26 protein-coding genes and 1 tRNA gene are annotated in these 25,444 nt (G+C 65.8%); 16 read left to right on the top strand and 11 right to left on the bottom strand.

All coding sequences use genetic code 11. From position 1 onward, the window contains the following. Positions 1–162: 162 nt before the first annotated feature. From bamA to rpmE, 4 genes are all read left to right on the top strand, one after another. On the top strand, positions 163–2,997 hold the full coding sequence (gene bamA / locus B0I00_RS04230) for an outer membrane protein assembly factor BamA (RefSeq protein ID WP_100866067.1): 2,835 nt from the start codon (positions 163–165) through the stop codon (positions 2,995–2,997). Beyond that, positions 2,997–3,695, top strand: a complete 699-nt coding sequence (locus tag B0I00_RS04225) for an OmpH family outer membrane protein (RefSeq protein ID WP_100866066.1) — start codon at positions 2,997–2,999, stop codon at positions 3,693–3,695. The genes bamA and B0I00_RS04225 overlap by 1 nt, the downstream gene beginning before the upstream one ends. Before the next feature lie 21 nt (positions 3,696–3,716). After that, on the top strand, positions 3,717–4,202 hold the full coding sequence (gene fabZ, locus B0I00_RS04220) for a 3-hydroxyacyl-ACP dehydratase FabZ (RefSeq protein ID WP_100866065.1): 486 nt from the start codon (positions 3,717–3,719) through the stop codon (positions 4,200–4,202). A 78-nt stretch (positions 4,203–4,280) separates the two neighbouring features. Continuing rightward, positions 4,281–4,508, top strand: a complete 228-nt coding sequence (gene rpmE / locus B0I00_RS04215; protein WP_100866064.1) for a 50S ribosomal protein L31 — start codon at positions 4,281–4,283, stop codon at positions 4,506–4,508. Between the two features lie 70 nt (positions 4,509–4,578). Here rpmE and B0I00_RS04210 read toward each other — a convergent pair whose 3' ends face one another. Next, complete coding sequence (locus B0I00_RS04210; protein WP_100866063.1) at positions 4,579–4,914, bottom strand: PilZ domain-containing protein; 336 nt, start codon at positions 4,912–4,914, stop codon at positions 4,579–4,581. 282 nt (positions 4,915–5,196) lie between these two features. Between B0I00_RS04210 and B0I00_RS04205 the strand changes: the two genes are divergently transcribed. The 10 genes from B0I00_RS04205 (at position 5,197) to B0I00_RS04160 (ending at position 13,417) form a co-directional block, all read left to right on the top strand. After that, positions 5,197–5,273 (top strand) — tRNA-His (locus B0I00_RS04205). Positions 5,274–5,315: 42 nt separating this feature from the next. Then, complete coding sequence (locus tag B0I00_RS04200) at positions 5,316–6,380, top strand: Glu/Leu/Phe/Val family dehydrogenase (RefSeq protein ID WP_100866062.1); 1,065 nt, start codon at positions 5,316–5,318, stop codon at positions 6,378–6,380. A 98-nt stretch (positions 6,381–6,478) separates the two neighbouring features. After that, positions 6,479–7,210, top strand: a complete 732-nt coding sequence (gene ccmC, locus B0I00_RS04195; RefSeq protein ID WP_100866061.1) for a heme ABC transporter permease CcmC — start codon at positions 6,479–6,481, stop codon at positions 7,208–7,210. After that, positions 7,203–7,343 (top strand): heme exporter protein CcmD, encoded by a 141-nt coding sequence (gene ccmD, locus B0I00_RS04190; protein ID WP_100866060.1) that lies wholly within the window; start codon positions 7,203–7,205, stop codon positions 7,341–7,343. Before ccmC ends, ccmD begins: the two co-directional genes overlap by 8 nt. Then, positions 7,340–7,798 carry a cytochrome c maturation protein CcmE gene (ccmE, locus tag B0I00_RS04185; protein WP_100866059.1) on the top strand — a complete coding sequence of 153 codons (459 nt, stop codon included), beginning with the start codon at positions 7,340–7,342 and terminating at the stop codon, positions 7,796–7,798. Before ccmD ends, ccmE begins: the two co-directional genes overlap by 4 nt. Further along, positions 7,795–9,741, top strand: coding sequence for a heme lyase CcmF/NrfE family subunit (locus B0I00_RS04180; RefSeq protein WP_100866058.1), 1,947 nt, complete (start codon positions 7,795–7,797; stop codon positions 9,739–9,741). Before ccmE ends, B0I00_RS04180 begins: the two co-directional genes overlap by 4 nt. After that, complete coding sequence (locus B0I00_RS04175) at positions 9,738–10,289, top strand: redoxin family protein (protein ID WP_100866057.1); 552 nt, start codon at positions 9,738–9,740, stop codon at positions 10,287–10,289. Before B0I00_RS04180 ends, B0I00_RS04175 begins: the two co-directional genes overlap by 4 nt. After that, a complete protein-coding gene (locus B0I00_RS04170; RefSeq protein ID WP_100866485.1) occupies positions 10,289–10,699 on the top strand; it encodes a cytochrome c-type biogenesis protein in 411 nt (136 codons plus the stop codon). Before B0I00_RS04175 ends, B0I00_RS04170 begins: the two co-directional genes overlap by 1 nt. Then, on the top strand, positions 10,696–11,343 hold the full coding sequence (locus B0I00_RS04165; RefSeq protein WP_100866056.1) for a tetratricopeptide repeat protein: 648 nt from the start codon (positions 10,696–10,698) through the stop codon (positions 11,341–11,343). Before B0I00_RS04170 ends, B0I00_RS04165 begins: the two co-directional genes overlap by 4 nt. 166 nt (positions 11,344–11,509) lie before the next feature. Beyond that, positions 11,510–13,417 carry a potassium transporter Kup gene (locus B0I00_RS04160; protein ID WP_232730139.1) on the top strand — a complete coding sequence of 636 codons (1,908 nt, stop codon included), beginning with the start codon at positions 11,510–11,512 and terminating at the stop codon, positions 13,415–13,417. Here the strand turns inward: B0I00_RS04160 and B0I00_RS04155 are convergent. From B0I00_RS04155 to B0I00_RS04120, 8 genes are all read right to left on the bottom strand, one after another. After that, on the bottom strand, positions 13,414–14,562 hold the full coding sequence (locus B0I00_RS04155) for a pyridoxal phosphate-dependent aminotransferase (protein WP_100866054.1): 1,149 nt from the start codon (positions 14,560–14,562) through the stop codon (positions 13,414–13,416). The genes B0I00_RS04160 and B0I00_RS04155 overlap by 4 nt on opposite strands. Before the next feature lie 84 nt (positions 14,563–14,646). After that, positions 14,647–15,219 carry a urate hydroxylase PuuD gene (locus B0I00_RS04150; protein WP_100866053.1) on the bottom strand — a complete coding sequence of 191 codons (573 nt, stop codon included), beginning with the start codon at positions 15,217–15,219 and terminating at the stop codon, positions 14,647–14,649. An 81-nt stretch (positions 15,220–15,300) separates the two neighbouring features. Beyond that, complete coding sequence (locus B0I00_RS04145) at positions 15,301–15,987, bottom strand: inner membrane-spanning protein YciB (RefSeq protein WP_100866052.1); 687 nt, start codon at positions 15,985–15,987, stop codon at positions 15,301–15,303. Beyond that, positions 15,987–16,910, bottom strand: a complete 924-nt coding sequence (gene ftsY / locus B0I00_RS04140) for a signal recognition particle-docking protein FtsY (RefSeq protein ID WP_100866051.1) — start codon at positions 16,908–16,910, stop codon at positions 15,987–15,989. Before ftsY ends, B0I00_RS04145 begins: the two co-directional genes overlap by 1 nt. After that, the gene (locus tag B0I00_RS04135) at positions 16,907–18,016 is read right to left on the bottom strand and encodes a MiaB/RimO family radical SAM methylthiotransferase (RefSeq protein ID WP_232730138.1); all 1,110 of its coding nucleotides are present in this window, start codon (positions 18,014–18,016) and stop codon (positions 16,907–16,909) included. The genes ftsY and B0I00_RS04135 overlap by 4 nt, the downstream gene beginning before the upstream one ends. Before the next feature lie 66 nt (positions 18,017–18,082). Next, a complete protein-coding gene (gene dapF, locus B0I00_RS04130; protein ID WP_100866049.1) occupies positions 18,083–18,895 on the bottom strand; it encodes a diaminopimelate epimerase in 813 nt (270 codons plus the stop codon). 48 nt (positions 18,896–18,943) lie between these two features. Then, entirely contained in the window at positions 18,944–20,608 is a 1,665-nt protein-coding gene (locus B0I00_RS04125; RefSeq protein WP_100866048.1) for a putative bifunctional diguanylate cyclase/phosphodiesterase, read from the bottom strand. Between the two features lie 100 nt (positions 20,609–20,708). Then, on the bottom strand, positions 20,709–21,647 hold the full coding sequence (locus B0I00_RS04120) for an isopenicillin N synthase family dioxygenase (RefSeq protein WP_100866047.1): 939 nt from the start codon (positions 21,645–21,647) through the stop codon (positions 20,709–20,711). A gap of 62 nt (positions 21,648–21,709) precedes the next feature. Between B0I00_RS04120 and B0I00_RS04115 the strand changes: the two genes are divergently transcribed. Further along, on the top strand, positions 21,710–22,135 hold the full coding sequence (locus tag B0I00_RS04115) for an EVE domain-containing protein (RefSeq protein ID WP_100866046.1): 426 nt from the start codon (positions 21,710–21,712) through the stop codon (positions 22,133–22,135). Here B0I00_RS04115 and B0I00_RS04110 read toward each other — a convergent pair. Further along, the gene (locus tag B0I00_RS04110) at positions 22,132–23,802 is read right to left on the bottom strand and encodes a thiamine pyrophosphate-binding protein (protein WP_100866045.1); all 1,671 of its coding nucleotides are present in this window, start codon (positions 23,800–23,802) and stop codon (positions 22,132–22,134) included. The genes B0I00_RS04115 and B0I00_RS04110 overlap by 4 nt on opposite strands. A gap of 146 nt (positions 23,803–23,948) precedes the next feature. On the opposite strand from B0I00_RS04110, the gene B0I00_RS04105 reads away from it, so the two are divergent. Further along, complete coding sequence (locus B0I00_RS04105) at positions 23,949–24,131, top strand: hypothetical protein (protein WP_157812463.1); 183 nt, start codon at positions 23,949–23,951, stop codon at positions 24,129–24,131. Here B0I00_RS04105 and B0I00_RS04100 read toward each other — a convergent pair. Next, positions 24,119–25,438, bottom strand: coding sequence for an MFS transporter (locus B0I00_RS04100; RefSeq protein ID WP_100866043.1), 1,320 nt, complete (start codon positions 25,436–25,438; stop codon positions 24,119–24,121). The two genes, B0I00_RS04105 and B0I00_RS04100, sit on opposite strands and share 13 nt — an antisense overlap. Between the last annotated feature and the right edge of the window lie 6 nt (positions 25,439–25,444).

The following is a 25,444-nucleotide window of genomic DNA, read 5'->3' as shown; positions in this document are numbered from 1 at the left end:
CGGAGGGAACGGGAAATAACTGCGGATTTGCGCGGCGACTTTGCTTGATCGACACGGCGGCATCGGGCAGAGGGCGGCGACACGTCTGCAACGCGCGGGTAGCTCTGGAGTTCGGGGCAAATCGGCCGGCGTAATGCGCAACTTACGGGAACTGTCGTGCCGATGATCTGCCACAACCTGGAACGTACCAAATCCGCCCGTCGGGCTGCCGTGCTTGGCGCGTTCCTGCTGGGATCGACGTTCCTCGCCGGGCTGCCGACCGCCGCAATGGCGCAGATCGCGCCGGCCGCGGCCACTCCGCCGGCCGCGCCCGCCGCGGCAGAGGTGCCGGCCGTCGTGCCGATCCGGGCGATCAACGTTTCCGGCTCGCAGCGCCTCGAAGCCGATACGATCATGTCCTACATCAAGCTGCGGGTCGGCCAGCCCTACACCCAGCAGGCCGCCGACCAGGCTCTGAAGGATCTCTACGCGACCGAGCTGTTCACCGACGTCCAGATCCTCAACGACAACGGCACCGTGACCATCCAGGTCAAGGAAAGCCCGGTGATCAACCGGATCGTGCTCGAGGGCAACCAGCGGATCAAGGAAGACAAGATCCTGCCCGAGATCAAGATGGCCCCGCGCCAGATCTTCACCCGGTCCAAGGTCCGCGCCGACGTTGCCCGCATCATCGAACTCTACAAGCGCCAGGGCCGCTTCGCCGCGACCGTCGAACCCAAGATGGTCATGCTTGACCAGAACCGCGTCGACATCGTCTTCGAGATTTCCGAAGGCCCCAAGTCCAAGGTCCGCGCGATCAACATCATCGGCAACGAACAGTTCAGCGACGGCGAACTGCGCGGCGAGATGCTGACCAAGGAAGCCGGCGGCATTCTCAAGATCTTCAGTTCCGGCACCAGCTACGATCCGGACAAGATGGCGTTCGACCAGCAGAAGCTGCGCCAGTTCTACCTGACCAAGGGCTATGCCGACTTCCGTGTCGTTTCGGCCGTGGCCGAGCTGACGCCCGACAAGCGCGACTTCATCCTGACCTATGTGGTCGAGGAAGGCCCGCGCTACAAGTTCGGCGACGTCAAGGTGCAGAGCCAGCTGCGCGACTTCAACGAAGAGCGGCTTGCCGCGCAGTTGCCGATGAAGAAGGGCGACTGGTACGACGCCAAGCAGGTCGAAGACACGATCGAGCAGCTCAACACCACGCTCGGCGCGTTCGGCTATGCCTTTGCCGACGTGCGGCCCGATTACAACCGCAGCAAGGAAGACCTCACCATGGGTCTGACCTTCAACATTGCCGAGGCGCCGCGCGTCTATGTCGAGAAGATCGACGTCAACGGCAACACGCTGACCCAGGACAAGGTCGTGCGCCGCGAGTTCCGCCTGGCCGAAGGCGATGCGTTCAACTCGCTGCAGGTCAAGCGTTCGACCGCGCGCATCAACTCGCTTGGCTACTTCCAGGAAAAGTTCGAGATCGAGCAGAAGCAGGGTTCGGCGCCGGACCGGATCATCCTCGAGGCCAATGTCGAGGAGAAGCCGACCGGCGAACTGCAGCTTTCGGCCGGCTATTCCAGCCTCGAAAAGCTCATCTTCCAGGGCTCGATCCAGCAGCGCAACTTCCGCGGGCGCGGCCAGACGATCGGTCTGAGCCTCAGCTACTCGCAATATTCGAAGAGCGCCGAAGTCAGCTTCACCGAGCCGTACCTGTTCGACAAGAACGTCTCGCTGGGCGCGAGCATCTATCGCCGCGATTACAACAACTTCAACTTCAGCACCGGTGGCGAGCGCAACACGCTCTACCGTAACGCCACGACCGGCATGTCGGTGCGCGCGGGCCTTGCGCTGACCGAATACGTTTCGGCGATCGGCAGCTACACCTTCAACCACGACGACATCACCGTGGATGAAAACCAGTACTACTCCGACCGCGTGAACGGCACGCTGCAGTGCGACCCGATCCGCGCCGGACGCTATTTGTGCGACGCGATCGGCACCCGCACCACCTCGATGCTAGGCTTGTCGCTGATCTACGATACGCTCGACAATCGCATGCGGCCCTCGCGCGGCCAGTCGGCCTCGGTCACGACCGAGTTTGCGGGCCTGGGCGGTTCGGTGAAGTATGCGCGCCTGCGCCTCAATGCGGCGAAGTACTGGCCGGTGGGCAAGGGCTTCATCTTCTCGGTCCGCGGCGAGGGCGGGGCGATCGCCTCGCTCGGCCGCAAGAGCGATGCCGCTTCTGGGATCGACGGTGTCTTCCTGACCGACCGTTTCTATCTTGGCGAACCCACGATCCGCGGCTTCGACATCCGCGGCGTCGGCCCGCGCGTGATCCGCAAGTTCTACCAGGACACCAATAGCGACAACGCGATCGACGGGCTCAACCAGCGCTGCCTCACCGCCGCATCGGGCGACACGGCGGCCAGCAGCGTCATCCTTCCGGCTGGCGGCTGCGCGGCTGGAACCACGCTGATCGGGCCTGACGGGTTCAGCGAAGACCGCGAACAGTGGCAGGACGATGCCATCGGCGGCCGCTATTACTATCTGGCCCGCGCCGAACTCGAGATCCCTCTGGGTTCGGGCGCGCGCGAAATGGGCCTGCGTCCCTCGATCTTCGTCGATGCCGGCGCGGTCTGGGGGATTACCCGGCCCAAGCTCGAAAACATCGCGACCGACGGGGTGTTCTTCCCCTCGCGCGACTCCAGCGGGGTGCCGCAGTACAACCAGATCTGCAACGGCACCGCGACCGTGATCTCGAGCGCCACCGCCCCGACCCTGCCGTCGACCTGCACCGGGACCACCGACGCGGTGACGGCGCTGGGTTCGACCTATCCGCCGTTCCAGGACTTCTTCTACGGCAACACGCCCAAGCCGCGCGTCTCGATCGGCATCGGCGTCAACTGGAACTCGCCGTTCGGGCCCTTCCGGATCGACTTCGCCAAGGCGCTGACCAAGGCCGAGGGTGACGATACCAAGAGCTTTACCTTCAACGTAGGAACGCAATTCTGATGACGAACTTCTTCAAGCCCATTCTCGGCCTCGGCTTCGTGCTGGCCCTCGCGGCACAGCCTGCCATGGCGCAGACCCGCCCGGCCGCCAATACGGGCACGGTTGTCGCTGGCCTCGGCGTCGCCAATCTCGAGGCGGTTCTGGTAAACACCAGCGCCTTCCGCACTGCCGAGCAGCAGCGCCCGGTGACTTACAAGGCGACGATCGACCAATACCAGGCGCGCGCCCGTGCCCTGCAGACGCAGCTCCAGGGCCTGCAGCAGAAGCTGCAGAAGGACGCGGCCGTGCCCAACGCCAACCAGGCCGCGCTGCAGCAGCAGCTCACCGCTGCCCAGCGCGTCGAGGAAGCCGGCAAGAACGAACTCAACACCCTGATCCGCCCGGTGGTCTATTCGCGCGAATACGTTAAGGAGCAGATCGAGGAGAAGATGGACGCCGCGGTCAAGGCCGTGATGGCGCGCCGCAACGTCTCGCTGCTGCTGTCGCCGCAGTCGGTGATCCTCAGCACGCAGTCCGGCTATGACCTCAGCCAGGACATCGTCACCGAGATCAACCGCGTCCTGCCGAGCGCGACGCTGACTCCGCCGGCCGGCTGGGAACCCCGCGAAATCCGTGAAGCGCGTGCCGCCCAGGCCGCCCAGCCGGGCGCTGCTGCGGCTCCTGCCGCTAAGCCCGCCGCGCAGCCCGACAGCCGCTAAGCGCCGGCAACGGGGGCACCGATGAGCGAAAGCAAAGACACGACGGGAGCGGCCGCCGCCGCTCCCGTCTACGATATCCAGAAGATCCTCAAGGCCCTGCCGCACCGCTATCCGTTGCTGCTTGTCGACCGGGTCAAGTCGCTGGAGATCGGCGAGAAGATCCATGCCGTCAAAGGCGTGACCTTCAACGAGCAGTTCTTCCAGGGCCATTTCCCCGGACGGCCGATCATGCCCGGCGTTCTGCAGGTCGAGGCGCTGGCCCAGACCGCGGCAATCCTGGCGATCGAAACGCTGGAACTGGGCGGATCGGGCAAGCTGGTCTATTTCATGTCGATCGACGAAGCTAAGTTCCGCGCGCCGGTCGAACCGGGCTGCCTGCTCGACCTGGAAGTCGGCTTCGTCCAGAAGCGCGCCCGGGTCTGCAAGTTCTGGGGCAAGGCCTCGATCGAGGGCAAAACGACCTGCGACGTGCAGTTCACCGCCATGGTCGCCGATCCGCCCGCTTGATTTCCTGGCGCCGCGCCGCTATGCGCGCCGCTTCCCATTCGGGCCGGTCGGAACCGGCCGCAAACGAAAGACCGATCGATGAAGACCGATATCCATCCCGACTACCACATGATCAAGGTGCAGATGACCGACGGCACCGTCTTCGAAACGCGCTCTACCTGGGGCAAGGAAGGCGATACGCTGGTTCTGGAAATCGACCCTGCGTCACACCCGGCCTGGACCGGCGGCACGCGCCAGATCGATTCGGGTGGCCGCGTCGCGCAGTTCAACAAGCGCTTCGGCGGGCTTTCGCTCAAGAAGAACTGATTGGCGCCGAGCCCGTTCGGGCTTGCCAGCCAAGGCGAACGGGGCGTCCCTTGCGGGGCGCCCTTTTTCGTCAGGCCCCGTGTGCAGCCAGAGCGTCGGCTTCGGCACCGGGAATGGCGCGGAGGAATTCGACCCCGCACGACCCGTCCCGAATCCAGCGCACGATTGCCTGGATCGACCGGTCGGCCGACAGCCGGATCGACACGAACATGCCGCAGCGCATCCAGTCCGCTTCGGCAAGGATGTTGCAGCCGTAAATCGAGATGTCGTTGAGTCGTGCGGCGGCGCTATGCCCGTGCGCGGACTGCACGATGATTTCGCCGCGGGCGGTCTGGCGGTCGACACGGCGGGTCAGCGGACGCGGTTCGGTCCCGAGCCGTTCCTGCAACTTTGCCTTGACCGTCAAACTCTTGCCTCCCGCGGGTCTGCATCCACTGGCCGCGAGGGTAGGCGGGTTTGGTTAAGCAATCGGCAACGACCGGGTCTGGGATGCGGAAATAGATTCGCCCGCTTTCCGGACTCGTCAAAAAGCGGCGCGTAAGAAAATTACGCCGCTCGGCCTGCGGCGCAGTTTTCGCTTCCCATTTGATGCTCCCTGTGCAAGAGGCCGCGCCTGCGTCGGACAGCGCTTGCAGTGCTGGCCGGGGCTACCTAAGGCGCCGCGTCTCGGCACGCGCGCGAGGTTATGGCGATCGTAGCTCAGTTGGTTAGAGCGCCGGTTTGTGGTACCGGAGGTCGTGGGTTCGAACCCCATCGATCGCCCCAGCTTCTTCGCCCACGCGTGCCCTCAAATGGGGAGTCAAGCGCGTGCCGGCATTCTGGGAAGAGCCCGATTTCGACAATCACGAAGTGGTTCATTTCGTAAAGGATCGCGCCAGCGGGCTGACCGCGATCATCGCGCTCCATTCCACCCATCTCGGCCCGGGCGCGGGCGGAACCCGGTTCTGGCACTACGCCGATCCCGCGATGGCCATGCGTGATGCGCTGCGCCTGTCGCGCGGGATGAGCTACAAGAACGCCATGGCGGGGCTGCCCATGGGCGGCGGCAAGGCGGTCATCCTGGCCGATGCGGCGCGTGCCAAGACGCCGGCCATGCTAGCCGCGTTCGGTGACGCGGTCGAAGGGCTCGGTGGTCGCTATGTCACGGCCGAGGACGTCGGCGTCAGCGAAGCCGACATGGTCGCCGTGTCGCAGCGGACCCGCCACGTCACCGGCCTTCCGGTGGCAAGCGGCGGTTCGGCTGGCGGCGATCCGGGGCCGTTCACGGCCTATGGCATTTTCCTCGGCGTGAAGGCGGCGGTCGAGCAGCAGCTTGGCAAGACCAGCCTCGAGGGCGTGCATGTTGCCGTTCAGGGCACGGGCAGCGTGGGCGGAGGCCTGGCGCGCCTGCTTGCGGGCGAGGGTGCCCGTTTGACCGTGGCCGACGTCGATGCGGCGCGGGCGGCTGCGCTGGCCGCCGAACTGGGCGGCGTTGTCGTCCCCGCCGAAGCGATCATGGATACGGCCTGCGACGTGTTCAGCCCCAACGCGCTTGGCGCGGTCCTTGACGACGCAGGCATCGCGCGGCTTCGGGCGCCGATCGTCGCGGGCGGGGCCAACAACCAGCTTTCCCGGCCCCACCACGGCGATGCGCTGGCCGCGCGCGGCATCCTTTATGCGCCTGACTACGTCATCAACGCCGGCGGGATCATCGCAGTCGCGCTCGAATACCTGGCGCGCGAATCCGGGCAGGACTGCACTGTCGACACCGTGCGCCAGCGGATCGAGCAGATCCCCGGCCGCCTGCGCGACATCTGGGCGCAGTCGGCCAGCACCGGGCAATCGAGCGACCGGGTTGCCGATGCCATGGCGCAGGCGCTCATCGGCCGCTGAGCCGAGGCGCCCATCAGGGTGTGCTACCAAGGCGCAATTGCCTTGCCGACCCAGTCGCGCAATGCCAAAGGGCCATCCGAGGGTCGACCGAATCCACCATGCACGGCTACGCCAATCCTGCCCGTTTCCTTAGGCTTGCCAAGCTGCTGACCGCTCCGCTGCTGATCGGTGGCGGGCTGCTGGCCGTGGCGGTTCTGGCCTGGGCCCTGGCCGCCGCCCCGGCCGAGCGGCTGCAGGGCGATTCGGTCAAGATCCTTTTCGTGCACGTGCCCACCGCCTGGCTGGCCATGGGCGGGTGGAGCGCCATTGCGATCGCCAGCCTCAGCGAACTGGTCTGGCGGCATCCGCTTGCCGGGGTTGCCGCGCGCGCGGTAGCGCTGCCCGGCGCCGTCTTTGCCGCCCTGTGCCTTGCCACCGGATCGTTGTGGGGCCGACCGGCCTGGGGGACCTGGTGGGTCTGGGATGGACGGCTGACCTCGATGCTCGTGCTGCTGTTCCTTTACCTGGCCTATATCGCGCTGGCCGACGCGGCAACGCGCGACGGGCAGGGGCAGTCCCGCATTCCGGCGATCTTTGGGCTGGTTGGCGCGGTCAACATCCCGATCATCCACTATTCGGTGCTGTGGTGGAACAGCCTGCACCAGCCGCCCTCCATCACGGCGGGCAAGTCGGAAATGGCAGCGCCCTTCCTGATCGGCCTCATGGCTTCGACTCTCGCGTTCTCGCTGCTGTTCGGCGGTGTCGTGCTGGCGCGGATGCGCGCGATCCTGGCCGATACCCAGGCAGAGGCACGCCTGCGCCGCCGCGCAATGAACGCCGCCGATGTCTGAGGGGCTCAACCACTGGCCGTTCATCGTGGCGGCCTATGCGCTGACCGTGCTGGCCACGGGCGGGCTCGTCGCCTGGGCCGTAGCCGCGATGCGCGCCGCCGAAGCGCGCCGCGAGCGGAGCCGCGAACGATGAACGGGGCGATCAAGGCCAAGCACCAGAGGCTCGTCCTCGTCATTGTCGCGCTGGTCGCGCTGATCGGAGCAGGGCTGCTTGCCGCCTGGGCGCTGCGCAACCAGGCCAGCTACTTCTACCTGCCCGCCCAGATCGCGAGCGCTCCGCCCGAACCCGGCCGCGCGGTGCGGCTGGGCGGCATGGTCGAGGCAGGTTCGCTCAAGAAGGAAGCTGACGGCATCACGCTGTCATTCGTGGTCGGAGACGACAAGGCCCGAGTGCCGGTGCGCTTTGCCGGCATCGCACCCGATCTGTTCAAGGAAGGGTCGGGCGTGGTCGCCGAGGGGCGGATGGGCCCCGACGGCACCTTTGTGGCCGACAATCTCCTTGCCAAGCATGACGAGAAGTACGTGCCCCGCGAAATGAAGGACATGACCGAGGCCCAGGCCCGCCAGACGGTGGAAGAAACCCGGTGATCGCCAACTTCGGACTTGCCGCGCTGTGGCTCGCGGCCGCGCTGGCGACGCTGCAGCTGGTTGCAGGCGGGCTTAGCCTGCGGCGGGAGACACCGGCGCTGGCTGGGCTGGTCCGCCCGGTCGCGATCGCACAGGGTCTCCTTGCCGCCGTGGCCTTCGCGGCGCTTATCGTGTTGTTCTGGCAGACTGACCTTTCGGTCAAGCTGGTGGCGACCAACTCGCATTCGGCCAAACCGCTGCTCTACAAGATTGCCGGTGCCTGGGGGAACCACGAAGGCTCGATGCTGCTGTGGGTGACGATCATGGGACTGGCCGGCGGCTTCGTCGCGCTGGTCGAACGGCGCCTGCCCGAACCGACCATGCTGGCGACACTGGCCGCGCAGGCCTTCGTCAGCATCGGCTTCTATGCCTTCCTGCTGATGGCCTCAAACCCGTTCGAGCGGCTCGATCCGCCGGTGGCGGAAGGGCAGGGCCTCAACCCGTTGTTGCAGGATCCCGGCCTCGCCTTCCATCCGCCAACGCTTTACATCGGCTATGTCGGACTTTCGATCGCCTTCAGCTTCGCAGTCGGCGCGCTCATCACGCGCGAAGTTTCGCCCGCCTTTGCCCGCGCCATGCGGCCCTGGGTGCTGGGCGCGTGGATATTTCTGACGCTGGGCATCACGGCGGGGTCCTACTGGGCCTATTACGAGCTGGGCTGGGGCGGCTGGTGGTTCTGGGACCCGGTCGAGAACGCCAGCCTGATGCCCTGGCTCGCCGCCACAGCGCTGCTCCATTCGGTCAGCGTGCTGGCCTCGCGCAACGCTTTGCGCGCTTGGACGGTCATGCTGGGCGTGGTCGCCTTCTCGATGTCGATGGTCGGGACCTTCCTGGTCCGCTCCGGAATTCTCACCAGCGTGCACGCCTTTGCCGTCGATCCCACCCGCGGCTCGTTCATCCTCGCCCTGCTGGCGATCTACATCGGCGGAGCCCTTCTGCTGTTTGCCTTGCGCGCCGCCACGGTGACCGAAGGCCAGCGCTTTGCTGTGACCAGCCGCGAAGGCGCGCTGGTGTTCAACAACGTCATGCTCTCGGCGACGCTCGGCATCGTGCTGATCGGCACGCTCTATCCTTTGCTGGCCGAGGCTATGGGCAGCAAGGTTTCGGTCGGGCCGCCCTATTTCAACCCGATGGGCGCGGTATTCGTCCTGCCGATGCTGGCGGTCATGGCAGTCGGCCCGCTGCTGCGCTGGCGGCGCGACGCCATGGCGCGGATCGGCAAGCGGCTGATCGTGCCGGGCGTGCTGGCGCTCACCGCATTCGGCGTAATGGTGGCATTGGGGACCGGACTCCTGCCGGCGCTCGGATTGACCCTTGCCGCCGGACTTCTCGTCGCGACGCTGCTGCCGCTGGCCGGGCGGCGCCTGCGCACCGTGACGCTGCCGCTGTGGGGCATGGTTCTCGCCCATTTCGGGGTGGCTGTTTCCCTGTTCGGCATGGCCGCCGACAGCGCCTTTACGCAGGAACGGCTGGTCGCCGCGCGGGTTGGCGAAATCGCCTCGGTCGGTCCCTGGCAGGTCCGCCTCCAGTCGATCATGCCGGTGGCCGGGCCCAACTGGACTGCGCTCGAAGGCACGCTGGCGGCAAGCTATGGTGACGACGGTACGCCGGCGATCCTGCGCACCCAGTCGCGCAGCTTCTGGGCGCCGGTGCAGCAGACCAACGAATCCGCGCTCCACACGCGCTGGAACGGCCAGCTTTACGCCGTGCTCGGCGAAGAAGCCGAAGGCGGCCGCTGGCAATTGCGACTGTGGTGGAAGCCTTTCGTTACCCTGATCTGGCTCGGCGGCTTGCTGATCGGGCTGGGCGGGCTGCTGGCCTTGCTGGGCCGCGTGGCGAGCGACCTGCGCCGCCTCGTCGCGATCGACAAGATCGCCTATCGGCGGGAACGTCAGGGCCGATGAGCCAAGTGGATACCAAAGGCCGGCGCTGGACGCTGTGGTTGCCGCTGGGTCTGTTCGTCGGCTTCGTCGTGCTTGTGCTGTTCGGCCTCTTCCGCCCGGCCGAACGCACCGTCGAAAGCGCGATGATCGGCAAGCCACTGCCGGCGTTCGACCTCAAGGCGGCCGTTCCGGACCGCCCCGCGCTGAAGAGCAGCGACTTTTCCGGCGGCAATCCGCGCCTGCTCAACATTTTCGCCAGCTGGTGCCTGCCCTGCGCGGCCGAGGCGCCGCAACTCGAGGCGCTGCGCCGCGCCGGCGTGGAAATTCACGGCGTCGCTATCCGCGACACACCAGGGGACCTGGCCGTGTTCTTTGCCAAGTATGGCAACCCCTATTCCCGCATAGGGGCCGACAACGTCAGCGCGATCCAGTTCGCAATCGGTTCGTCAGGCGTTCCGGAAAGCTTCGTGATCGATGCGCGGGGCGTGATCCGCTATCAGCACATCGGCGATATCCGCGCAGACCAGGTCCCGCTGATCCTGGCAAAACTGAAGGAGGCGGAACGATGATGCGCGTGCTGCTCGCCGCCCTCGCGCTTGTCCTTGCCGGACCCGTTCACGCCCAGGACAAGCTGCCGCCGGCGCCTTATGCCTACCGGCAGCTCGACGATCCGGCGCAGGAGGCGCGGGCCAAGGCGCTGATGGACACGCTGCGCTGCCTCCAGTGCCAGGGGCAGGCGATTTCGGATTCCGATGCGCCGATCGCCGGAGACATGCGCAACCAGGTGCGCCTGCGCATCGCCCAGGGCGAAGATCCCGAGGCGATCCGCGCCTGGTTGATCGAACGTTACGGCTCCTACGTCAGCTACAAGCCCAAGGTCGATGCGCTGACATGGCCGCTGTTCGCCGCGCCGCTCGCCTTCCTGACGCTGGCCGTCATCGTGCTGCGCAAACGGTTTGCCAAGGGGCGGGTGGCATGACCGGCTTGATGGTGCTTATGCTGGCGGCGGCGGTTTTTGGCGTGATCGCCTTTCTGCTGAAAGCACCGCGCGGCGGCTGGGAAGCAGTGGGGGCGGCGCTGATGCTGGGTGCTGCAGGATTCGCCTGGCAGGCCAACTGGAGCCAGCCCGGTGCGCCCAAGGCGGCGGCGGCAACGGTCAAGGCCAGCGGCGCAGCCCTGGTCGAGGCGCGCAAGCAGATTGCCGGCGATCCGCTGCAGACCGGGAACCGCTGGAGCATCATCGCCGATGGCCTGGCGCGCAACGGGAACTTTGCCGATGCTGCGGACGTTCTTCAGGGGGCCGTGCAACAGGATCCGCGCAATGCCGATGCATGGCTCGCCATGGGAAATTACCTTGTCGCCCATTCCGAAGGCGTCCTCACGCCGGCGGCGCGTTATGCCTACACCCGTGCCGCAGCGGCGGACCCGACGCATCCTGGCCCCCTGTTCTTCGAAGGCCTCGCGCTTGCGACCAGTGGTCAGCTTGAAGAAGGGCGTGCGATGTGGGCGCGCTTGCTCGCCCGATCGCCGGCCGACGCGCCCTGGCGTGACGACCTGGCCCAGCGGCTGGCGCGGCTCGACGCGTTCATCGCCGCGCGCGATGCGGGGCAATTGAACCGATGACCGCAGCCGTGCCCGCGTGGGCCGTGTTGCCCGCGTCGGGGCACGGTGCTAGTCCGACGCAGATTTCGCCCGGCCTCGGCAATGCCGTGTGGGGCAGACAGGGGCATGGTTTGGCATGAGCAGTTCCCTTCAACGCGAGCCTGACCCGCCAGCGTCGGACGAGGCAATGCAAACCGGTTACGGCCATCACCACGGCAAGCTTCTGCCGCTGGCGATCGGTGCGATCGGCGTCGTCTTTGGCGACATCGGCACCAGCCCGCTTTACGCGTTCCGCGAAACCTTCGCCTCGCACCACGGCGTACCGGGCATCAAGGTTGATCCGGTGCACATCCAGGGCGTGCTTAGCCTGGTATTCTGGTCGATGATGATCGTGGTGACGTTCAAATACGTCCTCACCATCATGAAGGCCGACAACAAGGGCGAAGGTGGTAGCCTCGCGCTGCTCGCACTGATTAGCCGCAAGACCGACGGCGCGCGATGGACCGCGCCGCTGGTGCTGATGGGCGTCTTCGCCACGGCGCTGTTTTACGGCGATTCGATGATCACGCCGGCCATGTCGGTGCTCTCGGCCACCGAAGGCCTGCAATACGTCCATCCCGGCTTCAAGGTGTGGATCGTACCCCTGGCCGTTGCAATCCTGTTCGCCCTGTTCGCGATCCAGTCGCGCGGCACGGAAAAGGTCGGAAAGCTGTTCGGCCCGATCATGCTGGCCTACTTCCTGACGCTGGGCGTGATGGGCGTGATGCATCTGGCCGATATGCCCTCGATCGTGCTCGAGACGCTGAATCCGCTGAACGCCGTCGAATTTTTCATGGTCGACGGGTTCCGCGCCTTCGTCGCCATGGGCAGCGTGGTTCTTGCCGTGACCGGGGCCGAGGCGCTCTATGCCGACATGGGGCACTTCGGGCGCAAGCCCATCGGGGTGAGCTGGATGACCTTTGTCCTCCCCTGCCTGATGCTCAACTATATGGGCCAGGGCGCCATGGTGCTCAGCCAGCAATCGCCCGAGGCGGCCGCCGCGCTGATCAAGGACCCGTTCTTCCTGATGATCCCCGACCTGGTGCGCATCCCGGTGATCTTCCTGGCTCTGGCGGCAACTATCATCGCCAGCCAGGCGGTGATTTCGGGCGCCTTCAGCCTCACCCAGCAGGCGATCCAGCTCGGCTTCATGCCGCGCATGCAGATCAAGCACACCAGCGCATCGGCCCAGGGGCAAATCTATATTCCCGTGATCAACTGGGGGCTGATGATCATGGTCATCGTCCTGGTCCTGTTCTTCCGTTCGTCGACCAACCTCGCCGCCGCCTATGGTATCGCGGTGACGGGCGCGATGTTCATCGACACGATCCTGATCGCCGCCGTTCTGATCAGCCTGTGGCGCTGGCCGTTGTGGAAGGCGGTTCCTCTCATCGCGATCTTCATCGTCGTCGACATGGCCTATCTCGGCGCGAACCTGATCAAGGTTCCGCACGGCGGGTGGGTGCCGCTGGCCATGGGGCTGTTCATCTTTACCCTGCTGACCACCTGGTCGCGCGGCCGCATGCTGATGCGCCAGTCGATGGCCGAGGCGACCATCCCGATGGAGGTCTTCGCCAAGAGCGCGCATTCCAGCGCCAGCCGCGTGCCCGGCACGGCGATCTTCATGGCCAGCACGGCGAGCGGCGTGCCTTCGGCGCTTCTGCACAACATCAAGCACAACAAGGTCCTGCACGAACGCGTCGTGATCCTCACCGTCGCAATCGAGGACATGCCCTTCGTCGATCCGGCGCAGCGCTGTTCGATCAAGGATCTGGGCGAGGGATTCTGGCGGCTCAAGCTGCGGTACGGCTTCCTTGAGGAGACCGACGTGCCCGCTGCGCTGACCGACGCGAACCTGTGCGGCGGACCGTTCGAGATGATGAAGACCAGCTTCTTCCTCAGCCGGCAGACGCTGATCGCCTCGTCGAAGCCGGGCATGGCGATCTGGCGCGAGAAGCTGTTCGCCTGGATGCTGCGCAATGCGGCCAGCGCCATGGAGTTCTTCCGCCTGCCGTCGAACCGCGTGGTCGAGCTGGGTAGCCAGGTCGAAATCTAGCCTTGGCGCCGGCCCCGGTTGCGAGAAGCGAACCACGGCCCCATCCGGGCGATCGCTTCCTCCACCTCGGGGGTCGAGACGGCGAAGCTGATCCGCAGGAAGTGATGGCCCAACATCGGATCGAAATCGATCCCCGGCGCGGTGGCGACGCCGGTGTCGCGCAGCAGCGCAAGGGCCAAGTCCATGCTGTCGTCCGTGAAGTCCGACACGTCGGCATAGATATAGAACGCGCCGTCGGGCGGGGCGATGCGCGCCAGCCCCATGTTGGGCAGGGCGCAGAGCAGCAATTCGCGGTTGCGGCGATACGTTTCGACGTTTGCCTCCAGTTCCTCGGGGCAATCCATCGCGACAAGGCCAACATGCTGGCTGAGCGAAGGCGGGGTGAGGAACAGGTTGCTCATCCGCGCGATGGCTGCGTCCACCTTGTCCAGCGGCGCGACCAGCCAGCCAAGCCGCCAGCCGGCCATGCTGAAATATTTGGAGAAGCTGTTAATCACCATGGCGCCCGGATCGACCTCGAGGATCGAAGGCGTTTCCGCACCGTAAGCGATGCCATGGTAGATCTCGTCGGAGACCAACGCGATGCCGTGCTCGGCGCAGACCCTGGCTATCGCTACCAGTTCGGCGCGCGGGATTATGGTGCCGGTGGGGTTGGCCGGACTGGCAAGGATCAGGCCCTGGGGCGGCGGATCGAGCGCAGCGACCACAGCAGCGGTCAACTGGAAGCCGGCCTCCTCGCCGCAGTCCAGTTCGACCGGCTCCAGGTGAAGGGTTTTCAGCGTGTTGCGGTAGGCGACGTAACCTGGCCGCGCCATGGCGACGCGCGCGCCGGGCTCGAACAGGACTGACAGCGCCAGGACCAGCGCGGGCGAGGCGCCGCAGGTAAGGACGATCTGGGCGGGATCGACCGTGACGCGGTAAACCTCGCGGTAATGCCGGCAGATGCGCTCTTTCAGCGCCGGGCTCTGCCAGTAGCCCATCGGATCGCTGTCGAGCACTTCGTGCGCGCGGGCGATCGCCGCGGCGGGCGCGCCGGTAGACGGCTGACCGAACTCCATGTGGATGATCGAGCCGCCTTCGCTCTTGAGGCGGTGCGCTTCGAGGCTGACGCGGATGGCGTGGAAGGGCTCGATCTCGGCGGTCATGGCAGGTGGCCTATCGCTGGCCGGGGCAAAAGAAAAGCGCGGCGCCCGCCAGGACACCGCGCCTTCTTTGCAAATGGCGAACGATCAGCCGAGGTTGGCGCTGACCATCGCGTAGAGCATCGGCAGCGACAGCAGCGTGTTCGTGCGGCTGGCATAGAGCGCGCGCGGCGCGGCAGCGGCCTTTTCCTCGGCCGTGGCTTCGACGATGCCGAGGATCTTCTTCTGGGCCGGCCAGATGATGAACCAGACATTGAAGGCCATGATCAGCGCCAGCCACATTCCGAGCCCGATAAGGTCGACGTTGCCCTCACCGCTGAAGGTCAGCGCCTGGTGGCCGTAACCGTTGATGAAGGCGATGGAGAGGCCGGTGAGCACGGTTAGCAGCGCGCCGTAGCGGAAGAAGAAGAACACCTTGGGGGCGATATGCCCGGTGATGGCGCCCTTCTGTTCGGCGGGGATGGCCGGCATGGTCGGCACCTGAACGAAATTCAGGTAGTAAAGCAGGCCGATCCAGACGATCCCGAAGAAGATGTGCAGCCAGCGCAGGATCGAATTTGCATCGACCGGGGCCGAGGCACCGTACTTGAGCATGACGACGATGGCCAGAACCAGGCCCGTGACCAGCACAAGGTGCAGGTTTCCGAAAAATTTGCCCATTGCTTCCCCCTTTTGGTTTTCCAAGCACCCCTGTCTAGGCGCGGCGCACGGGCTTTGTCATGCCCTTTTGCGCCTTTTTGCTCAGTCGTGGAGAGGGTCGGTAACAACCTCGCCCTGGGCGTCCTGCGCCAGGCCATGCTTCAGCAGCATGGGCAGTTGGGTGAAGGTGAACAGGAACGTCAGCGGCAGGAACACCCACAGCTTCATCCCGATCCAGGTCTCGAGCCCGCCATTCTCCTGGTTGTAGAGGTAGCGCAGCACTTCGTTCAGCGCGGCGAGGAACAGGAAGAACCAGCCCCACCGCCGCGACAGCTTGAGCCATCCCTCGTCGTTCAGTCCCTCGAAGGCGGCGTCGAGCAGTATTTTCAACAGGGCCTTGCCGCGCCACGCCCCGATCAGCAGCGCCAGCCCGCAAAGCAGGTAGATCAGCGTCGGCTTGAGCTGGATGAAGGCGGCGTTCTGAAAGGCGATGGTCAGCCCGCCGAACACCACGATCATCGCGGTCGACAGCCACAGCATCGGCGAGACGTGGCCAAGTTTCCACTTGGACACGGTCAGCGCCAACACCGCAGCGGCCATGAAGCTGGCGGTCGCACGGATCACGGTCGCGACCTCGGCCAGGCTGGAATGGTCCGCAGGGGCATAGAGGCGGTAGACGACGAAGAAGACCACGATCGGGCCATAATCGACCAGCAGATTGAGCAGGCCGGACCTGGGCTTCGCCTTGGCGGTCGGACCTTCGGCAGGGGTTGCGGCAGGCTCGTCCATCATACCACTCCGGCAATGACCCGCGCGACCAGGTCGGGGTCGAACGGGCGCAGGTCTTCCATCCTTTCGCCGACTCCGATTGCGTGGATCGGCAGACCGTACTGTTCGGCGGCGGCCACCAGCACGCCGCCGCGCGCGGTTCCGTCGAGCTTGGTCATGATCAGGCCGGTGACGCCCGCCACTTCCTTGAAGATCTCGATCTGCTGCAGCGCATTCTGGCCGTTGGTCGCATCGAGCACCAGCACCACGTCATGCGGCGCCTCGGGATTGAGGCGGCCGAGGACGCGGCGGATCTTGGCCAGTTCGTCCATCAGCTCGCGCCGGTTCTGCAGGCGCCCGGCGGTATCGACGATCAGCGCGTCGGTGCCTTCCTCGGTCGCGGCCTGGACGGCGTCGAACACCACGCTGGCCGGATCGCCGCCCTCGTCGCCGAAGACGATCGGCACGCCGACCCGCTCGGCCCAGATGCCCAACTGATCGATCGCAGCGGCGCGGAAGGTGTCGCCCGCCGCCAGCATCACCGAATAGTCCTGTTCCTGGAACAGATGGGCCAGCTTGGCGATGGTCGTCGTCTTGCCCGACCCGTTTACGCCGATCACGAGAATCACCTGCGGGCGCGGGAAGGCGACGATGTCGATGGGCTTTGCCACCGGGCGCAGGATGGCGGCGATCTCGGCGGCAACGGCCTCGCGGATTGCCTGCTCGTCGGCGCCGCGCTCGAATCGCTCGTTGGCCAGCCGTGCCCGGATGCGGGCTGCCGCGCGCGGGCCGAGGTCCGACAGGATCAGCGCGTCTTCCAGGTGGTCGAGCTGGTCATCGTCGAGGCGCGTCTTGCTGACGATACCCGACAGGTTTTCGCTCAGACGTTCCGATGTCTTGCGGAAACCGCCGAAGACACGGTCGGACCAGGTTTCCTCGCTCATTGCAGCAGGCCTTCGTTCAGGCAGGTAGGGGTCACGGTGACGATCGATCCGGCAGGAGTGGCGGGCGGCAACTGTACCCGGGCGAAGTTCTGCGCATGGCCGGTCCCGTCACGTTCGGCAAGCACCTGTTGCTCCTGGCCGATCAAGGTTGCGAGCCAGGCGTCGCGCCGCTCGCCAACCGCGACGCGCAGTTCGGCGGCGCGGCGACGAATGGTTTGCGGGTCGACCTGCGGCATCCGTGCGGCCGGCGTACCGGGGCGCGGCGAAAAGGGAAAGACGTGGCCGTGGACCACGTCGAGGTCGGCGACGATCGACAGATTGGCGCGATGGGCCGCTTCGTCCTCGGTGGGGAAGCCGGCGATGAGGTCGGCGCCGATGGCGATGCCGGGGCGCCGCTCCCTGAGCCGCGCGACGAGGTCCATCGCGTCGCGGCGCAGATGGCGGCGCTTCATGCGCTTGAGGATAAGGTCGTCGCCATGCTGGAGCGACAAGTGGACGTGCGGCATGATCCGCTGTTCGGACGCGATCAGCTCGCACAGCAGCGGATCGATATCTACACCGTCGAGCGAGGAAAGCCGCAGCCGTTGTAGGGGCGGAAACTGCTTCAGGATTTCCGCCACAGCGTGGCCTAGCGTTGGCGCATCGGGCAGGTCGCCGCCCCAGCTGGTCAAGTCGACCCCGGTCAGCACTATCTCCAGCGCGCCAGCGTCAAGGTGCGCCGCGACCTCGCGCAGGATCGCCGGGATGGACAGCGAGCGCGACGGGCCGCGGCCCTGCGGGATGACGCAGAAGGTGCAGGCATGGTCGCAGCCGTTCTGGATAGCAACGAACCCCCGGGTGTGCCGGTCACGCATCGGGCTCTGCGGGATCGGTGCCGTGTTCCAGGCGCGCGGGTCGAGCTTGGCGGCATTGGCCAGCAGGCCGTCCACCTCGGGCATGGCGGCAAGCGCCACGCGCTCGACCTCGGCGGCGCAGCCTGTGACGATCAGGCGCGCGTCGGGGCGCTGGCGACGCAGACGGCGGATCGCCTGGCGGGTCTGGCGCACCGCCTCGCCTGTAACCGCGCAGCTGTTGACCACGACCAGATCAGGCTCGGCCGCCAGCATGGAGCGCAGCGCCTCGCTTTCGGACAGGTTGAGCCGGCAACCCAGCGACACGACTTCGGCCACGGATCAGGCTCCGAAATCGCGCGAGTCGAAGGTGCCGCGAAAGCTTTCGGCGGCAGGACCGGTCATGATGATCCGGCCGGCCTGGTTCCATTCGATGCGCAGCGGACCGCCGGGCAGGGTGACGGTGACCGCGCGGTCGACCAGCCCGCGCCGCATCGCGCCGATTGCGGTCGCACAGGCTCCGGTGCCGCAGGCCCGCGTCAGGCCGACGCCGCGCTCCCACACCCGCAGTCGCACGGCATCGCGGGCGGTGACTGTCGCCACGTTGACGTTGATTCGCTGCGGGAACAGCGGGTCGTGCTCGATCTCCGGGCCCAGGCGGTCGAGTTCGACCGCGTCGCAATCGTCGACGAAGAAGATGACGTGGGGATTGCCGACGTTGACGGCGGTGGGCTGGTCGAGCATCTCCCAGGCGACCGGCATGTGGTGCGTGTCCATCGCGTAGGCGAGCGGGATGGCGTTCCATTCGAAACGCGGCTCGCCCATGTCGATGCTGATGCCGGCCGCGCCGGGCGTGGCTTCGATCAGGCCGCCGGCCGTCTCGATCCGGGCGGGTTGGCCATGGAGCAGGGCGACCGCGCGCGAGGCGTTGCCGCAGGCTTCGACCTCGCCGCCATCGGCGTTGAAGATTCGCATCCTCAGATCAGCGACGGACGAATGATCGAGCACGATGAGCTGGTCGCAGCCGATTCCGGTGCGCCGGTCGGCCAGCGCGCTGGCAAAGGTGCAGGTCAGTTCGGGTAGCGGCGCGGCGCGTGCGTCGAGCACGACGAAGTCGTTGCCCAGGCCGTGCATCTTTGTGAAGGCGATCCGCATGGCCGCGCTCTAGGACGGGCGGCGCGCGGCGTAAAGCATGCCGAGCGATCAGCCCGCGGCGCGAATCGCGTTGTCCTCGTCGCCCTCGTCCTTGCTGGCGCACGCCGCCGACACGTCGAGCAGAAGGTTTAGCTGGGCCAGTTCCTCGGCGGTGCGATCCGCCGGCTCGGGATGGCCATAAAGATAGCCCTGGACCTTGAATGTGCCGAAGCGGTTCAATTCGCGCAGCACCTCTTCGTTTTCCACGCCCTCGACCGTGATCGGCAGGCCGAGGCCCTTGCCCAGCGCGGCGATCGACTTGACGATGGTCGCGCTTTCCTTGTTGCCGGGCAGGGTGGTGACGAAGCTGCGGTCGATCTTGATCCGGTCGAATGGCAGCGAGCGAAGCTGCGACAACGAGCTGTAGCCGGTGCCGAAGTCGTCGAGGCTGACGCGAATGCCCTGGTTCTTGAGGCTGGTGATCATCGAGCGGACCAGGCCGATGTTTTCGTGCAGGGAGCTTTCGGTGATCTCGATCTCGAAGCGGCTGGGCGGGAAATTGGCTTCGACCAGCAGCTTGAGCAGCTTCTGCGCAAACCACGGATCGCGCAGCTGCACCGGCGAGATGTTGACCGACAGCGTCAATTGCGGATCCCAGGTCTTGGCATCGATCAGCGCCTTGGCGATCAGCGATTCGGACAATTGCGCGATGACGCCGATTTCCTCGGCGATGGGGATGAACAGATCGGGGCTGATGACGCCCAACGTCGGCGAATTCCAGCGTGCCAGCATTTCGAAGCCGACCAGGTCGCCGGTCGCAAGGTCGATCTGCTTCTCGTAATAGGGCACGAATTCGCCGGTCGCGACACCGCGGCGGATGCCGGTTTCAAGCTCGCTGCGGAACCGCAGTTCGCTTTCCATGCTTGCCTCGAACCAGAAATGGCGGTTGCGGCCGTTTTTCTTGGCCTGGTACATGGCAATGTCGGCCATGTGGAGCAGGTCCTGTGCGCTGTGACGGTCGCCATCGCTGTCGCTGCGGGTCACGCCAACCGAGATCGTCGTTTCGAGCGTCAGATCGCCGAACGACACCGGTTCGGCCACGACCTTGATGAGGTCTTCGGCGAGGCGTTCGACGGTTTCTTGCTGGCTGGCGGTGAAGGGCACGATGCAGGCGAACTCGTCGCCGCCGATGCGGGCGAGCTGGCCGCCGTTGGGCAGCCGGCGGGCGATGCGGCGCGATGCCTCCTTGAGCAGGGCATCGCCGGCGGCATGGCCGTGCAGGTCGTTCACCTGCTTGAAATTGTCTAGATCGAGCATCAGGAAGGCGACGACTTCGCCGCGCGCGCTGGCCTCGGCGATCAGCCGGTCGGTAACCGGGCCAGCCGATCGGCGGTTGAGGCAACCGGTCAGGGGATCGGTTTCGGCAAGAATTCGCGCCTGTTCCTCTGCGTTGCGGCGTTCCTTCACTTCGCCGACCAGATCCTTGTAGCGACGCCAGCCGAAGACGATCAGCGCGATGTTGAGCAGAAAGGTGGTGGCAAGGAGGTTGTCGGGCTGGGTCCCATGCCCTTCGAGCGAGGCGATCGCGTTGTCGACGACCGAACTGCCGGTGGAAATGAGAAGGACCATCGCGGCCACCACGGTGCCCAGCGTGACGACGTCACGCCTGGCTGTACGGGCTATCGCCGAATCCACGGAAACACTGTCTGCCGCGCCCGGCTGCTCTTTAGACATGCGTATTTGCCCCTGCCTGTCAGAAGCATGGTTTTTGCACGGTTTACTGAAGTTTGTATTAAGGGCGTTTCGCGAGGCACGCGCGAAACGCCCGTGCGCGCTACTTCTTCAAGCCGATTTCGCGCAGCCGCTGCTGCAGGAATTCGTCTGCCAGGATTGCCTGGGGATAGCGATCGGGGTTTTCCGGCGTAACGCACTGGGGCAGGGTCTTGATCGGGAAATCGCTGCGCAGATGCAGGAAGAACGGCATCGAATAGCGGCTGAAGGCCGCCCGCGCTGCGTTCGGATTGCGCACGCGGTGAATGGTCGAAGGGAGGACATGGTTGGTCAGGCGCTCGAGCATGTCGCCAACGTTGATGACCATCGCGCCTTCCGGCGGTGAGGCGCTGATCCACTGGCCGTCCTTGCCGAGAAGCTCCAGTCCCGCCTCCTCGGCGCCAAGCAGCAGGGTGATCAGGTTGATGTCGCCATGCGCACCGGCGCGGATCGCCTCGCCCTCAAGATCCTTGAGCGGCGGATAGTGCAGCAGGCGCATGACCGAATTGCCGTCCTCGATGGCCTTGTCGAACCAATGCTCGTCGAGGCCGAGGTAGAGCGCGATGGCCGACAGGATCGTTGCGCCGGTGGCGTCGAACTGGCGGTAGAGTTCGTCGAACACCTCGCGGAAGCCTTCGGGCCGGTCGGGCCAGACATTGGGCGGCATCGAGGCATCGGCCAGCGGGCTTCCTTCGGGCAGATCGCGGCCGACGTGCCAGAATTCCTTGAGGTCGTGATGCTTGGCGTCCTTGGCGATCTCGATTCCGAAAGGAGTATAGCCGCGCGCGCCGCCGATGGCCGGATCGTGGTACCGGCGCTTTTCCGCATCGGGCAGGGCGAAGAACGCTTCCGACAGTCTCCAGGCACGGTCGATCAGGTCGCGATCGATCGCGAAATCCTTGACCAGGGCAAAGCCGAAGGTGCGAAAACTGTCGCCGATTTCCTGCGCGAACTGCGCCTTGTCGGTCTTCAGGGAAAGAACGGGTAGAGTATCGAGAGGCATGGTGGACGTGTCCGATTGAATCTGTCTATGGCGCGCGCATAGACCGTTTTTTGAGTGGTGGCATGAGCAAAAAGACGTCCTACTGGCTGATGAAATCCGAACCCGACGTGTACGGCTGGGACGATCTGGTGGCGGAGGGCGAAGGCACCTGGGACGGAGTGCGCAATTACACCGCGCGGCTCAACCTGCGGGCCATGCAGCCGGGCGACCAGGTCTTCTTCTATCACTCCAACATCGGGGTCGAGATCGTCGGCATCGCCGAGATCACCGCCTCGAACATCCCCGATCCGACCGACGACACCGGCCGCTGGTCGGCGGTGAAGCTGAAGCCGGTGCGCAAGCTGGCGCGGCCGGTCACGCTCAAGGAAATCAAGGCCGACAAGGCGCTGGCCGACATGGACCTGCTGACGAAGTTCCGGCTCTCGGTTTCGGCGGTCAAGCCGGCCGAATGGAAGCACGTGCTCAAGCTGTCGGAGCGCGCGGCCTAACCTTTCGCCCGCGCCCGCAGCCCCGAAACCGTCGCCCCTCCGGCGCTGAGCTGCTCGACTTCGATCAAGGCGTGGATCAAGCGCAGGCCCTTGCGGTCCCTTGCCTCGGCCAGGGCGTCGGCGAACTGCTCGGTCGTCTCGGCGCGCTGCGCCCAGCCGCCGAAGGCCCGCGCCAGAGCGGCGAAATCGGGATTGTGTAGCGTCGTGCCCGAAACACGGGCCGGAAACTCGCGCTCCTGGTGCATGCGGATCGTGCCGTAGGTGCCATTGTCGATCAGGATCACGGTAAGGTCGCAACCATATTGCACGGCGGTTGCCAGTTCCTGGCCGTTCATCAGGAAATCGCCGTCGCCGGCGAGCGCCACGACCTGGCGTTCGGGGTGGCGCAGCGCGGCGGCAACGGCGGCCGGCACGCCATAGCCCATGGCACCGGCGGTCGGGGCGAGCTGGACCGGAAACCCGTCGTAGTGCCAGTAGCGGTGCCACCAGCCGGAGAAATTGCCCGCGCCGTTGCAGATGATTGCGTCGCCCGGCCAGGTCTCGCGCATCGCGGTGACGCAGGCCGCCATGTCGAGCGCATAGGGGGCCGGCTTGGCCGTGGTCCAGTCGAGCCATTCCATGTGCGCTTCCTCGCCGGCGTCGAAGGGCAGCACATCGTCGTCCCACAGCGCCGCGACCTCGGCGAACTCGCCCATGTCGGCGCAGATCGCTAGGTCGGGGCGGTAGACGCGGCCAAGTTCCTCCGGATCGGGGTGGACGTGAACCAGGATCTGGTCGGGGTGATCGGGCGTAATCAGGCTGTAGCTGTCGGTCGTTGCTTCGCCGAGCCGCGCGCCAATCGCGAGCACGAGGTCGGCGTCCTTGATCCGCTGGACCAGCTTAGGGTTGGGGCCATATCCGAGGTTGCCGGCCCAGACCGGGCTGGCGTTCGAGATCGCGTCCTGGCGCCGGAACGCGCCGGCGACAGGCAGCCCGATGCGTTCGGCAAAGGCAGTGAAATGCGCGCGGGCCTTGGCGTGCCAGCCGGCGCCGCCGACGATGGCCACAGGCGCTGCGGCATCGGCGATCATCTGCATCAGCGTTGCCATGGCATCGGGGCAGGGCGGCTGGGCCGGGCGGTGGATCGCCGGGCGAGGGGATACGCCGACGACCTCTTCCAGCAGCATATCCTCGGGCAGCGCGATCACCACCGGACCGGGTCGCCCGGCCAGTGCCGTTGCCCAGGCGCGGGCAATGTATTCGGGGATCCGGCGCGGATCGTCTATTCGCAGGACCTGCTTGGCGAGCGGCGCGAACATCAGGCCGAAGTCGACCTCCTGAAAGCCCTCGCGGTCCTTCATGCCGCGGTCGACATCGCCGATGAACAGCAGCATAGGCTGCGAATCCTGGAAGGCGACGTGCGCCCCGATCGAGGCGTTGGTCGCCCCCGGGCCGCGCGTCACGAAGCACACCCCCGGACGTCCGGTCATGGTCCCGTCGGCGCAGGCCATGAAGGCCGCTCCGCCTTCCTGGCGGCAAATCACGGTCTGCACTTCGGGCGTGTCGTGCAGCGCGTCGAGTACGGCGAGGAAGCTTTCGCCCGGCACGGTGAACACACGGTCGCAGCCCTGTGCGACGAGGCAATCGACGAGCAGACGCCCGCCATTGATGGCTTTGCTATCGGTCATCGACGCGCTTTAGCGGCCCTCGTTCGACGGGGCAACGCGGGGTGCCATGGTGACCCGATATGGTTACTGTCCCGCAGCGGGAAGTGCAGGAAATCACGCGGTTTCAGGGCTGGTTGAATGGTGAAGAAAGTCTTAACTTCCCCTTCATGAGACGAACCCTTGTCCTGACCGATGAGACCGCCCGGCATCCGTTCCGCGCCAGTCTTCCTCCCCATGTCCGACAGGGCGTCGAGCCGCAGTCCTCGCTGCGCTGGCGGCTGGGCGACCTGCGCGATGCGGCGGCCATGTACAGCGCCGCTTTCGTCGCGACGACGCTCTACTTCGCCTGAGCCGCGCTCGCCGCGCGCTCGGCCTTGACGAGTTGCGCGGCGATCCACGCCGAGACCAGGCACATCGCTGCGCTCAGCAGCAACTGCTGCACAACCGGCACGCCGCCGGCCGACAGTCCGCTGGCCAGCAGCGAACCGAGCACCATGGCGCCCGAATTGACTATGTTGTTCGCTGCGATGGTGCGCGATGTCTGCGCCTTGTCGACGAAGGTCGTGAGGAAGGCGTAGAGCGGCACCACGAACATCCCGCCGCTGACTGCAATGCCAAGCAGGCAGACCATCAGCGCGGGCGCCAGCGGCTGGCTGACGAAGGTGGCGGTGTCCATCAGGCCGTTTTCGGGATGCGGCACCCATTGCCGGCAGACGAAGAAGAAGGCGACCACGAAGACTGCCATCAGGATCACCGACGGCGGCGAAAAGCGCGCCGACACCGTCCCCTTGAGCAACGCGTTGACCGACATCGAACCGATCGCCACGCCGATCGAGAAAATCACCAGGAACAGGCTGGCGACTTCCTTGCTGGCGGTCAGCACGTTCTTCGCGAGCGGCGGAAACTGCACGAAGAGCACCGCGCCGATCGTCCAGAAGAAGCTTATCGCCATGATCGCGAGGAACACCCGGCGGTCATGGCTGGTGTTGCGCACCAGGTCGATCGACGCGCGGATGAAATGGTAGTCGAGCGGTTCGGGTTCGTGGAACGGCGGGGCGGGCGGCACCTGGCGACTGACAACGTAGCCGGCGATGGCCGTCAGCACGACCCCCAGCGCGGCCCATTCGACCGGGATCCAGCCCGCGACGATGGTGCCGGCGAGTATCGCGATATAGGTCCCCGCCTCGACCAGTCCGGTGCCGGCAAGCACTTCGTTCTGGTGCAGGTGCTGGGGCAGGATCGCGTACTTGATCGGCCCGAAAAAGGTCGAATGGATGCCCATGCCGAGTAGCGCCAGCATCATCAGCGGGATCGCTACCCCGGTAATCAGCATGCCCTTCCAGGCCAGCAGCAAGCCGATGGCGCCGACCGCCATGATGCCGATTTCCGCCGCCTTGACGACACGGATGATCCGCGCCTTGTCGCGCATGTCGGCCAGTTGCCCGGCAATGGCCGAGAGGATGAAGAAGGGCAGTATGAAAACGCCCGAGGCGACCGCGCTGAACAGCCCTTCGGCCTTTTCGGACTGGTAGACGCTGTAGACGACGAACAGCACCATCGCGTTCTTGAACAGGTTGTCGTTGAATGCGCCGAGCAGCTGCGTAACGAACAGCGGCAGGAAACGCCGGCTGTGAATCAAATGGGTCTGGGTTGTCATGAACTC

It is taken from the genome of Novosphingobium kunmingense (assembly GCF_002813245.1).
Taxonomy (GTDB): Bacteria; Pseudomonadota; Alphaproteobacteria; order Sphingomonadales; family Sphingomonadaceae; genus Novosphingobium; species Novosphingobium kunmingense.
Note: the sequence above shows the minus strand (reverse complement) of the source record. Positions and strands in the feature narration are given on the sequence as shown.